The following is a 12,627-nucleotide window of genomic DNA, read 5'->3' on the forward strand; positions in this document are numbered from 1 at the left end:
GAGTGATATAACATGTCAGAATATTTAAGTGTAACTTCGTTAACTAAATATATTAAATATAAATTTGATCAAGATCCTCATTTACAATCCGTATTGATTAAAGGCGAATTATCTAATTTTAAAAAGCATAGTAGTGGACATCTGTATTTTAATGTAAAAGATAAAAACAGTGTCATCAGTGCAATGATGTTTAAAGGAAATGCATCAAAAATTGATTTTGAACCTAAAGAAGGGGACGAAGTGCTATTAGAAGCACGTGTTTCTGTCTATGAACGTCGTGGTAATTATCAAATATATGTTAATAAAATGCATATGGATGGAATAGGTAATCTTTATCAAAAATTAGAGCAGTTAAAAAAGAAATTAACTAAAGAAGGCTTTTTTGATCAAAATCATAAGAAAGTGATACCTAAATTCCCCCAAAAAATAGCTGTGCTAACAGCCGGAACTGGCGCTGCAATACGAGATATTCATACGACTATTAATAGTAGGTATCCGTTAGCAGAACAAGTTCAGATCAATACACTTGTTCAAGGAGAACAAGCTAAAAGCGACATTATTGAAAAAATTAATCAAGCTGATGCTTTGAATGTTGATACAATTATTATCGGTCGTGGCGGAGGCTCTATCGAGGATTTATGGAATTTCAATGAAGAAGATGTCGTTAAAGCCATCTATAATTGTCAAACACCGATTATTTCCGCAGTAGGACATGAAACTGATTTTACATTAAGTGATTTTGTGGCAGATGTAAGAGCAGCAACACCAACTCAAGCAGCAGTAATGGCTACGCCGGACCAATATGAATTACGTCAATATTTACAGCAAGCTAATTTATCATTGACTCGATTTATCAAACAATATATGCAGCAAAAACGAAAACATTTGGAACATGTTGCATCTTATTATAAATTCCAAACGCCTTCACTACTTTATGATCAACAAATACAAAAACGTGATGATCTTGAGAAACAACTTAAGTTGTCTTTGAATTTGAAAATTAAAAATCAGCAACAACAATTACAGTTACTCTTTAACAATTTCAATTTAAAAACGTTTAAACAACGTATTAAAAGAGACCAATTAACAAATAATCAAAAACGTGTTGAATTAAGTAAAGTCATGCATAATTTACTTGATAATCAAAAAAACAATCTTGCTAGAAAACTAGAAAATCTTAATAATTTAAGTCCTACTAATACTATGTTGCGTGGTTATACAATCGTAAATAAGGATGATAAAGTTATTACCAGTACGAAAGACTTGGCTGAAAATGATAATATTGTGTTAACAATGAAAGATGGCGTTGTTGATGCACAAGTAAAGAAAGTAAGGTGTAATGATGAGTAATAGTAATACACAAAGTTTTGAAGAAATGATGAAAGAACTAGAAACAATCGTTCAAAAATTAGACAATGAAAATGTTTCTTTAGAAGAATCTTTAAACCTATATCAACGTGGTATGAAATTATCGGCTACTTGTGATGAAACATTAAAAGATGCTGAGAAAAGAGTAAATGAATTGATGTCTGATGAAAATACTGACAATAATGACGATACTGAGAAGGTAGATAGTGATGATGAATAAAAAAATGGAACATTTAACTGAAGAAGTTAATCAATTGTTATCTGAAACAATTCCAAATTCAAAACTAAATACTAATCTAGAAGAAAGTATGCGTTATTCACTAGAAGCAGGTGGTAAACGCATAAGACCTGTATTATTACTGTTAACTTTAGAAATGTTAACAGATCAGTATAAAAAAGGATTTTCATCAGCACTTGCACTAGAAATGATACACACATATTCATTAATACATGATGATTTACCACCAATGGATAATGATGATTATCGTAGAGGTAAATTAACAAACCATAAAGTATTTGGAGAGTGGAAAGCAATACTAGCAGGTGATGCATTACTAACTAAAGCATTTGATATGATTGTAAACGATGATTCACTTAATGATGTTGCTAAAGTTAAATTAATCAAACGTTTATCCTTTGCTAGTGGCCATCTGGGTATGGTAGGTGGTCAAACGCTTGATATGCAAAGCGAAGGTGCAGAAACAAATATTGATCTAGACACTTTAGAGAAAATTCATAATGCAAAAACAGGTGCACTATTAAAATTTGCAGTCATGGCAGCAGTCGATATTGCTGAACCAGAAAATGAAGTTTCCAATGCTTTAGAATCATATAGTGAACATTTGGGATTAATGTTCCAAATCAAAGATGATTTATTAGATATTTATGGTGATGAAGCAAAACTTGGTAAAGCTGTCGGTAGTGATATTGAAAATGATAAAAGTACCTATGTTTCACTTTTAGGCCAACAAGGGGCTGAAGACAAATTGAAACATCATACAGACAAAGCTTACAAATGTTTAAATCAATTACCAAAACAATATAATACTGACAATTTAGTTTATATTATAGAACTTTTTAATAATCGTGAATCATAAAATCAAATGTATTTATTTAAGAGTCTGGGACAAAAATGGATGTTTCAGACTCTTTCCTACGATTAGTCAACTGGTTATATAGTAAATTAAGTATACTAAATAAACCTTATGATTTAATATTTTTAAATAAGGTGTTAATCTATATTTGTAATTATGATTATTTTAATGTGGGGACATTTGATAGTCATATTGCTTATTATTGGTAACTAAATAATGAATTGTTTTTAACAAGCGATTCATACAAGCTACCATGGCAGTCTTATGAGTTTTCTCATGAGGCTGCTTTTTAATTTATAGTAATAATCAATAATGTGATTATCGTAATGTCGCTGACTCCGAATTATATTCATCACAACGAAAAATAACGGTCTCCGTTTTTTTATTTCCTTGTTTTATTTAGTTTTGTACTATTCAATAAATATTCAGCATACGCATAATATGATATAAGTCATGATTGAAATGCTTCATATTTAGAATCACTGAAAAAGTATTGTCAAGACTATAATTACAACGGAATATCCATTTAAGTAAGTAAAATTACAAACCGTCTTTAGTAGTCGAATGCTATGGCTTGTGGTAAAATCAATGTATAAATATTCGTTTATAGAGGTGCTATATATGGCTAAAAAATCGGTAAGACATATAAAAATAAGAGAAATAATTTCAAATGAAAAAATTGAAACACAAGATGAATTAGTAAAGCGATTAAATGAATATGAATTAAATGTTACCCAAGCGACCGTTTCTAGAGACATTAAAGAACTACAACTTATAAAAGTTCCCACGCCAGCGGGGCAATATGTTTATAGTTTACCAAATGATAGAAAATATCATCCTTTAGAAAAATTGGGTCGTTATTTAATTGACTCATTTGTAAATATTGATGGAACCGGTAATTTATTAGTATTAAAAACACTACCAGGTAATGCGCAATCTATTGGTGCAATATTAGACCAAATCGATTGGGAAGATGTATTAGGTACAATTTGTGGTGACGATACTTGTTTAATTATATGTCGAGATGATGCTGCAAGCGAGAAGATTAAAACACGCATCTTTAATTTATTATAAGTATAAGGAAGTGTTAAAAGGATGCTCCAAACGCTATCTATAAAACAATTTGCAATTATTGATGAACTCGAAGTTCATTTTGGTGATGGATTAACTGTCCTAAGTGGTGAAACAGGTGCTGGTAAATCAATTATAATTGATGCAATTGGTCAATTAATTGGCATGCGTGCTTCATCTAACTATGTACGACATGGTGAAAAAAAAGCTATTATTGAAGGTATTTTTGATATTGATGAGAGCAAAGAAGCAATTTCTATATTAGAAGCTCTAGATATTGATATCGACGAAGATTTTCTTCTAGTAAAAAGAGAAATTTTCAGTACTGGCAAGAGTATGTGCAGAGTTAATAATCAAATCGTAACTCTACAAGATTTACGTAAGATTATGCAAGAATTACTAGATATTCACGGTCAGCACGAAACACAGACACTATTAAAACAAAAATATCATCTGCAACTTCTTGATAATTATGCTGAAGACAAATATAAGAAATTACTAAATTCGTATGTGGCTACTTTTGACCAGTACAAAGCCAAAAAGAAAGAACTAGAAGATTTAGAGTCTGCGGACCAGGCTTTATTACAACGTTTAGATTTGTTGAAATTTCAACATGAAGAATTACAAGAAGCAAATTTGGTTGAAGGTGAAGTTAAGCAACTCGAAACTGATATTAAACGTATACAAAATTCTGAAAACCTAAACTTAGCATTAAATAATGCACACCTCACATTAACTGATGAACATGCAATAACAGATCGATTATATGAATTAAGTAATCAATTACAATCAATTAGTCATATTTTACCTGAAAAATATGATTCATTGAAAGAAGAGGTGGATCAATTTTATTACACCTTAGAAGACGCTAAACATCAGTTATATGATGAATTAACGAATACAGAGTTTGATGAACAATATTTAAATGAACTAGAGTCTAGAATGAATGTACTCAATGATTTGAAAAGAAAATATGGCAAGGATATTAGTGAACTTATTACTTACCAAAGTAAACTGGCTAATGAAATTGATAAAATTGAGAATTATGAAGAAAGTACCTCTCAATTAAGACAAGAAATTGATACTTTATACGATAAAGTAATTAAATTAGGTGAACAATTATCTAAAGAGCGACGTAGTGTTGCACAAACATTAAGAAATCATATTGTAGAAGAAATTCAAAACTTACAAATGAAAGATGCTAACCTAGAAATTTCATTCAAACCACTAGATGTTCCAAACCGTGAAGGTATTGAATTTGTTGAATTTTTAATTAGTCCTAATAAAGGTGAGCCACTTAAAAGTTTAAACAAAATCGCATCTGGAGGCGAATTATCTAGAATTATGTTGGCGCTTAAAACCATTTTTGTCAAAGCAAGAGGTCAAACAGCAATATTATTTGATGAGGTTGATTCTGGCGTTTCTGGTAAAGCTGCACAAAAAATGGCAGAAAAAATGAAAGACTTAGCTACTTATATTCAAGTTATATGTATTTCACATTTACCACAAGTAGCAACGATGAGTGACCACCATCTATTTATAAGCAAAGACACTACAGATGACCGTACAACTACACATGTACAACAATTATCTGGCGATGAACGTGTAACGGAAATAGCAAGGATGATATCTGGCGCAAGCGTTACAGAACTCACACGTCAAAATGCGAAAGAAATGATTGAGCAAAACCAACGTTTACGTGAATAAGCAAAATGTAATTTCTTAATTTATTATAAAAATTAATTTTATAAAATAAGAAAGGTGTTGATTTTCATGCAATATCAACATTTAATTGAGCCTAAAAAAGTGTTAAAGGTGATGTTGCCATTTTATTTGCCAACGATGAAAAAATGTTATCTGTAGTTATAGATGCATTATTGCTAACAGATATTGATGTTTATCTCTATGATACGCAAGACCCTACCGAAATTATCCGATCATTTGACGTCGAAGTACAAAGATTAAATAGAATTCATATCCTAACATTTGAGGATGAGAACAAATTATTTCAACAGTGTGCACATGATTTAGCTACTGGTAAAGCGTCTTTATTAATGAAGGGAAATATTGTGTCTTCAACTTTATTAACATTTGTATTAGGCAATAAAAATTTTGTTGATTATCATGGTTTTTTAAATCACGTAGCATGTTTTCACATCCCTAATTATCACAAAACGCTTATGCTGAGCGATTCAGCTTTTAATATTAGTCCTACAATTGAAGAGAAGAAACAAATAATTAATAATTTATCAAAATTTGCAATGTCACTAGGTTATGAAAAATTTAAAATTGCCTTGCTTTCGTCTGTAGAAAAACCAATTAAAAAAATACAATCTTCTTTGGATGCTGTGAAATTAAAGCAAATTTTCAGTCGGAAACAATCGGAATTTTTATTCGTTGATGGTCCTTTTGTATTTGAAAATGCAATTAGTATGCAAAACGTGATTAAGAAAAATATTAAATCGTCGGTTGCAGGGGACGCCGACGCATTACTCGTTTCACATATTGATGTTGGTAATGCATTGTATAAATCATTTACTTATTTCGGAGAAGCACGCGTTGCAAGTTTAATATTAGGGGCAAAATTTCCAATCGTATTAACATCTCGTTCAGATACAAAGCAAAATAAATTAGACTCCTTACTTTTAGCGCTAAAAGTGTTAAACTAACGTAATTTTTCTATTGAAGTGTCATATTATATTTTTCGGGATAGGTTATTAATTTTATAATGCCTTTAATTGATGTAAAATATAAATGGATATCATAAATTGGTTAATATTACCGTAGTTTTGAAAACTTAAAACTTGAATTCATGTAGCATTAATCAATATTTTCACTTTAAATGAACCAAGGTATTCCGTATAACATTAAAAATTAAATTACAGTTGTGTTTATGATATGGGACGTCCTGACATTCTATTTAACGCAAGTTGATCATTCGCCTAAAATTTTTAAATATGGTGTACATGTAGCGAAACTGAGTGGTATTATTGTTTATGGTTTTAGATGTTCATTAATGATGTTTTTTACCGATGCGCTTATAGTAATTGAGGCATTAATGATTATAACGATAGGAAGACATCTTAGGGAAAAGAATGCCGACATTTTCACGTATTAATTTCAAAAGTGTTTGCTTGATTAAAAGGTAATGTTTATTTAAAGATTTAATCTTGATATCACTATTATTGACATACTTTTTTGAAATTGTATTACAGTTGGTTCATAAAAAATTGAAAATATATTCGATAACGATGATTAATTATCTAGTACATGACTTTTAAATGTATGTAGCGGGAATGTTCAAAAACCAGATGATACAATTACAATTTTACACTTAAAGAAATGAATCACTTTTTAAGTAAAAAGGTGGTTTCATTAGTGTGTTCTAAACAATTGATTGAATACTACTAATCAACTGAATAAGTATCTAAGCCATATAATTAATATATTTTCGATATATGAGTGAGTCAAAAGGTGAAAATCATTACATGGAGTTACATAGGCGTATTAAGCTGAAATGAGTCGAATGGTTTACATGAAGCATTAAAATTTAAAGAACAGGGTTTAGAAAAATTTAAAATCTTAGTTTCTTGGATTACAATAGAACCTATTTATCCAGGTTACAGCGCAAAGGCAACTATGGCAATAGGTACATGAATAGTATTAACAATAGCTGAAATTGCTGAGGTTTATAGTTAGGAGCAAAAAAATGTCAGAAGAAAAATATGATTTAGTGATACTAGGTGGAGGCACTGCAGGTTATGTATCTGCAATTAGAGCATCACAGCTAGGAAAAAAAGTGGCACTTGTAGAGCAATCGCTTTTAGGTGGAACTTGTTTACATAAAGGATGCATACCGACAAAAGCATTATTAAAATCCGCAGAAGTTATGAGGACAATATCCAATGCTACTGATTATGGTGTGGATGTGGATAACTTTAGAGTTAACTTTTCTCAGATGCAATCAAGAAAAAATGATATCGTCAATCAGATGTTTAATGGTGTAACACATTTGATGGAACATAATAAAATTGATGTGTTTAATGGCGTTGGCCGTATATTAGGCCCTTCTATATTTTCACCTCAAAGTGGTACAGTATCTGTAGAATTTGAAAATGGTGAATCAGAATTAATACCTAATAACAATGTACTTATCGCTACTGGATCACAACCAATGGACTTACCATTTTTGCCGTTTGATCATAAAATTGTCTTATCTAGTGATGACATCTTAAAATTAGAAGCGTTACCTAAATCACTAGCCATTATTGGCGGGGGTGTTATAGGTTTAGAATTTGCGTCTTTAATGACTGATTTGGGAGTAGACATAACAGTCATCGAAGCAGGAGAACGTATTTTACCTACTGAAAGTAAATCAATTGCCAATACATTAAAGAAAGAATTAACACAACGCGGTGTTTCGTTTTATGAAAATACACAACTTACTGAATCGCAAATTACAATTGAAGCAACAAGTATTGATATTAAATTAAATGAAGAAGTCACTCATTTTGAAAAAGCTTTAGTGGCAATTGGTCGCAAACCAAATACCGAAGATATTGGCTTAAATAACACAAAAATAAAATTGTCTAATAGCAATCATATTATCGTCAATGAATTCCAACAAACAGAGGACAAACATATATATGCAGCAGGTGATTGCATTGGAAAGTTACAACTTGCTCATGTAGGTTCTAAAGAAGGTACTACAGCAATTGAACATATGTTTGATAAATCACCTTTACCATTGGATTATAATAAGATGCCAAAATGTGTGTACACACAACCTGAAGTAGCGAGTATGGGACAAAATCTAGAACAAGCAAAAGCGAATAACTTAAATGCAAAAGCTTTTAAAGTGCCGTTTAAAGCGATTGGTAAGGCAGTTATTGAAAATGTTACAAATCAAAATGGCTTTTGTGAAATCGTAATCGATCAAGATAATGATACTGTACTTGGCTTAAATATGATTGGGCCTCACGTAACAGAATTAATTAACGAAGTGTCATTGTTGCAATTTATGAATGGATCAACTTTAGAACTTGGATTAACAACACATGCCCATCCATCACTTTCAGAAGTGTTAATGGAACTAGGCTTAAAAGTTGAAAACAGATCGATTCACGTTTAATTAAGGAGGAAATAAGATGTTTGATTATAAATCGGTTGGACTTGAAGCGTCCGACTTACAAACGATGTATAAATGGATGGACTTAGGTCGTAAAATAGATGAGCGCATGTGGTTATTAAATCGCGCAGGGAAGATTCCATTTGTCATTAGTTGTCAAGGACAAGAAGCTACTCAAATTGGGATGGCATATGCTATGCGTGAAGGTGATATATCTTCACCTTATTACAGAGACTTAGCATTTGTAACTTATATGGGTATGACAGCATTAGACTCAATGTTGGCTGCATTTGGTAAACGTGATGATATAAACTCTGGTGGTAAACAAATGCCTTCTCATTTTGGGAAAAGAGAAAAAGGTATATTATCACAGAGTTCACCTGTTGGGACACAAATTGTACATGCTGTAGGTGCAGCGTTAGCTTTAAAAATGGATAAAAAACCAAATATTGCAATGGCAACGGTTGGTGAAGGTAGTTCGAACCAAGGTGATTTTCATGAAGGCCTTAACTTTGCTGGTGTCCACAATCTTCCTTTTATTTGTGTAATAGAAAATAATAAATATGCCATATCTGTTCCTGATTCTTTGCAATATGGTGCTGAAAAATTATCTGACCGTGCCATTGGTTATGGTATGCACGGGGAACATGTTGACGGTAATGATCCCATTGCAATGTACAAAGTGATGAAAGAAGCGCGTGAACGTGCATTGAATGGTGAAGGTTCAACACTTATTGAAGCTATGTGTACTAGAATGACTGCGCACTCATCAGATGATGATGACAAGTATCGTACTCAAGAAGAACGAGATGGTTTAAAATCTTTAGACTGTAACCTCAAATTTAAAACATTTCTGCTTGAAGAAGGTATTATCGATGAAGCATGGTTAGAAAAAATCGAAACGGAACATAAAGAAATCGTAAACCAAGCAACAAAAGAGGCTGAAAAAGCACCTTATCCATCTCCAGAAGAAACTTACACTCACGTTTACGAAGAAGGGAGCTCAATCAATGCCTAAATTAAGCTATTTAGAAGCAATTCAACAAGGATTAGATCAAGCCATGGCTAAGGATGATGACGTATTCGTCTTAGGTGAAGATGTTGGTAAAAAAGGCGGTGTATTTGGTGTTACTTTAGGTTTACAACAAAAATATGGTGAAGCACGTGTTTTAGATACACCACTTGCAGAATCTAATATTGTTGGTACTAGTATTGGCGCGGCGATGTTAGGTAAACGACCAGTTGCAGAGATTCAATTCGCTGAATATATTTTACCAGCCACAAATCAAATTATGAGTGAAGCTGCAAAAATGAGATACCGTTCAAATAATGATTGGCATTGTCCGATTACGATTCGCTCTCCATTTGGTGGTGGCATACACGGTGCGCTTTATCATTCACAAAGTGTCGAATCTATTTTTGCTAACACACCTGGTCTAACAATCGTAATTCCTTCTACACCTTACGATGCAAAAGGGCTTTTACTGTCATCAATAGAGTCTAATGACCCAGTGTTATATTTCGAACACAAAAAAGCTTATCGGTTATTAAAAGAGGAAGTCCCTGAATCTTATTATACGGTGCCAATTGGTAAAGCTGATGTTAAACGTGAAGGTGATGATATTACAGTATTCACTTATGGACTTTGTGTGAATTATTGTATTCAAGCAGCTGATATGCTTGCTGAAGATGATATCAATGTTGAAGTAGTTGATTTACGTACAGTGTATCCATTAGATAAAGAAACGATTATTGAAAGAGCCAAATTAACTGGTAAAGTGTTGTTAGTTACTGAAGATAATCTTGAAGGTAGTGTCATTTCTGAAGTTGCTGCCATTATTGCAGAAAATTGTTTATTCGATTTAGACGCACCAATTATGAGACTTGCTGGACCTGATGTTCCTTCTATGCCATTCGCACCACCACTTGAAGATGAGTTTATGATTAATCCAGATAAGATAAAAATTAAAATGCGTGAACTCGCAGAATTCTAAGGAGGCACTATAATGGAAATAAAAATGCCTAAACTCGGTGAAAGTGTGCATGAAGGCACAATAGAACAGTGGTTAGTTTCAGTAGGCGATAAAGTTGAAGAATATGATCCACTATGCGAAGTTATTACTGATAAAGTAACTGCAGAAGTACCTTCATCATACGCCGGCACAATTCGTGAAATAATCGTAAATGAAGGTACTACTGTTGCTGTTGACGAAGTCATTTGCATATTAGATGCAGACGACCAAACACTTGAAACTGCCACTGAAAATGAGACAGAATCAGAAACACAAGATAATACATCAAATGAAGATATTGAAAAAGATCATCAGGATAGTGAATTAACAAATCAATCTGCTAATGCTCAAAGTAGTGAAGCTAAAAATAATGGTCGTTATTCTCCAGTTGTATTTAAATTAGCTTCTGAAAATGATATCGATTTATCGCAAGTTGTTGGTACTGGTTTCGAAGGTCGTGTAACTAAAAAAGATATTGAAAAAGCAATCAAAGAAGGTACAAGTAAAACGTCTTCTAATATCATTTCACCTAAAGATTCGCCTAAAGTTTCTAAACAAGCAGTATATAATGAACCATCACCTGGTTCATCTATACCTGTAAATGGCGTTCGTAAACAAATCGCGCAAAATATGGTCAATAGTGTAAATGAAATACCACATGCATGGATGATGGTAGAAGCAGATGCCACTAACTTAGTAAAAACGCGAAATTATCATAAGCAAAGTTTTAAAGAAAGTGAAGGTTACAACTTAACATTTTTCGCATTCTTCGTTAAAGCTGTGGCTGAAGGATTAAAAGCATATCCATTACTTAATAGTAGTTGGCAAGATTCAGAAATCGTTATGCATAAAGATGTGAATATCTCGATTGCTGTGGCAGATGAAGATAAATTATATGTGCCAGTGATTAAAAATGCTGATGAAAAATCAATTAAAGGTATTGCTAGAGAAATAAATGAGTTAGCACAAAAAGCTAGAAATAAAAAATTACGCTCAGAAGATATGCAAGGTGGAACATTCACTGTAAATAATACTGGAACATTTGGTTCAGTTTCATCAATGGGTATCATCAATCACCCTCAAGCGGCGATACTACAAATTGAATCAGTTATTAAAAAACCAGTTGTTATTGATGATATGATAGCTATTCGTAATATGGTCAATTTATGTATTTCAATTGATCACCGTATCTTAGATGGCTTACAAGCTGGTAGATTTATGAATTTCGTTAAAACACGTATTGAACAATATTCAATAGAACATACGAGCATTTATTAATATATAAAATAATTGACCAATGTTAGATAAGAGTATAATCATGTGATATCAAACTTAATGTTATATATCATGTGATTGTGCTTTTTTTATATCATTAATTAAATGAACAGATTTGATTTAAAATGATTATTTAAATATTAGGAAATGATACAATATAACGCACACCTGTTGAAGTATTCTATATATATTAGTAGAATAAAAGTATTAATCTAGAAATGAAGGGTGAAGTTGATTATGGACTTAAATTTTGATTTATATATGACAGACGTTGTTAATCAAGCTAGAAATGAAATTGAAGAAGCTGGTTATGAACAATTAACTAGTGCAGATGAAGTGGATAGTGTATTAAAACAAGAAGGCACTTCTTTAGTAATGGTCAATTCTGTATGTGGTTGCGCAGGCGGTATTGCTAGACCAGCAGCAACACATGCTTTACATTATGATAAATTACCTGATCGTTTAGTAACAGTATTTGCGGGTCAAGATAAGGAAGCAACTCAACGTGCTAGAGATTACTTTGAAGGTTATGCACCATCAAGTCCTTCATTCGCATTGATTAAAGATGGTAAAGTAACTGAAATGATAGAAAGACATCAAATAGAAGGTCATGACGTAATGAACGTCATCACACAATTACAAAATTTATTCGATAATTATTGTGTCGAAAAATAGAGGC

Annotated in this window: 11 protein-coding genes and 1 pseudogene; 11 read left to right on the forward strand and 1 reads right to left on the reverse strand. The window is 32.1% G+C overall.

Annotated elements, in window-relative coordinates:
- Nucleotides 1–12: 12 nt before the first annotated feature.
- Genes xseA through SSP_RS06280 form a run of 3 tightly spaced genes read left to right on the forward strand, consistent with a single transcriptional unit; the run spans nt 13 to nt 2,465 of the window.
- Nucleotides 13–1,350, forward strand: coding sequence for an exodeoxyribonuclease VII large subunit (xseA, locus tag SSP_RS06270; protein ID WP_011303037.1), 1,338 nt, complete (start codon nt 13–15; stop codon nt 1,348–1,350).
- Entirely contained in the window at nt 1,343–1,588 is a 246-nt protein-coding gene (locus tag SSP_RS06275) for an exodeoxyribonuclease VII small subunit (protein WP_011303038.1), read from the forward strand. Before xseA ends, SSP_RS06275 begins: the two co-directional genes overlap by 8 nt.
- Nucleotides 1,578–2,465 (forward strand): polyprenyl synthetase family protein, encoded by an 888-nt coding sequence (locus SSP_RS06280; RefSeq protein ID WP_011303039.1) that lies wholly within the window; start codon nt 1,578–1,580, stop codon nt 2,463–2,465. Before SSP_RS06275 ends, SSP_RS06280 begins: the two co-directional genes overlap by 11 nt.
- A gap of 162 nt (nt 2,466–2,627) precedes the next feature.
- Here SSP_RS06280 and SSP_RS12780 read toward each other — a convergent pair.
- Nucleotides 2,628–2,858: pseudogene (locus SSP_RS12780) on the reverse strand (IS110 family transposase); the annotation flags it as partial.
- A 225-nt stretch (nt 2,859–3,083) separates the two neighbouring features.
- On the opposite strand from SSP_RS12780, the gene ahrC reads away from it, so the two are divergent.
- From ahrC to brxB, 8 genes are all read left to right on the forward strand, one after another.
- Nucleotides 3,084–3,536 (forward strand): transcriptional regulator AhrC/ArgR, encoded by a 453-nt coding sequence (gene ahrC, locus SSP_RS06285; protein ID WP_011303040.1) that lies wholly within the window; start codon nt 3,084–3,086, stop codon nt 3,534–3,536.
- Nucleotides 3,537–3,557: 21 nt separating this feature from the next.
- Entirely contained in the window at nt 3,558–5,240 is a 1,683-nt protein-coding gene (gene recN / locus SSP_RS06290; RefSeq protein WP_011303041.1) for a DNA repair protein RecN, read from the forward strand.
- 143 nt (nt 5,241–5,383) lie between these two features.
- The gene (locus tag SSP_RS06295; RefSeq protein ID WP_011303042.1) at nt 5,384–6,202 is read left to right on the forward strand and encodes a phosphate acyltransferase; all 819 of its coding nucleotides are present in this window, start codon (nt 5,384–5,386) and stop codon (nt 6,200–6,202) included.
- A gap of 1,040 nt (nt 6,203–7,242) precedes the next feature.
- Nucleotides 7,243–8,664 (forward strand): dihydrolipoyl dehydrogenase, encoded by a 1,422-nt coding sequence (gene lpdA / locus SSP_RS06300; protein ID WP_011303043.1) that lies wholly within the window; start codon nt 7,243–7,245, stop codon nt 8,662–8,664.
- A 16-nt stretch (nt 8,665–8,680) separates the two neighbouring features.
- A complete protein-coding gene (locus SSP_RS06305) occupies nt 8,681–9,679 on the forward strand; it encodes a thiamine pyrophosphate-dependent dehydrogenase E1 component subunit alpha (RefSeq protein ID WP_011303044.1) in 999 nt (332 codons plus the stop codon).
- On the forward strand, nt 9,672–10,655 hold the full coding sequence (locus tag SSP_RS06310) for an alpha-ketoacid dehydrogenase subunit beta (RefSeq protein ID WP_002483214.1): 984 nt from the start codon (nt 9,672–9,674) through the stop codon (nt 10,653–10,655). Before SSP_RS06305 ends, SSP_RS06310 begins: the two co-directional genes overlap by 8 nt.
- A 12-nt stretch (nt 10,656–10,667) precedes the next feature.
- Nucleotides 10,668–11,951, forward strand: coding sequence for a dihydrolipoamide acetyltransferase family protein (locus SSP_RS06315; RefSeq protein ID WP_011303045.1), 1,284 nt, complete (start codon nt 10,668–10,670; stop codon nt 11,949–11,951).
- A gap of 234 nt (nt 11,952–12,185) precedes the next feature.
- Nucleotides 12,186–12,623: a bacilliredoxin BrxB gene (brxB, locus tag SSP_RS06320; protein ID WP_011303046.1), complete on the forward strand. Its 438-nt coding sequence runs from the start codon at nt 12,186–12,188 to the stop codon at nt 12,621–12,623.
- Nucleotides 12,624–12,627 lie beyond the last annotated feature (4 nt).

The sequence above is a fragment of the Staphylococcus saprophyticus subsp. saprophyticus ATCC 15305 = NCTC 7292 genome (assembly GCF_000010125.1).
GTDB classification, from domain to species: Bacteria; Bacillota; Bacilli; order Staphylococcales; family Staphylococcaceae; genus Staphylococcus; species Staphylococcus saprophyticus.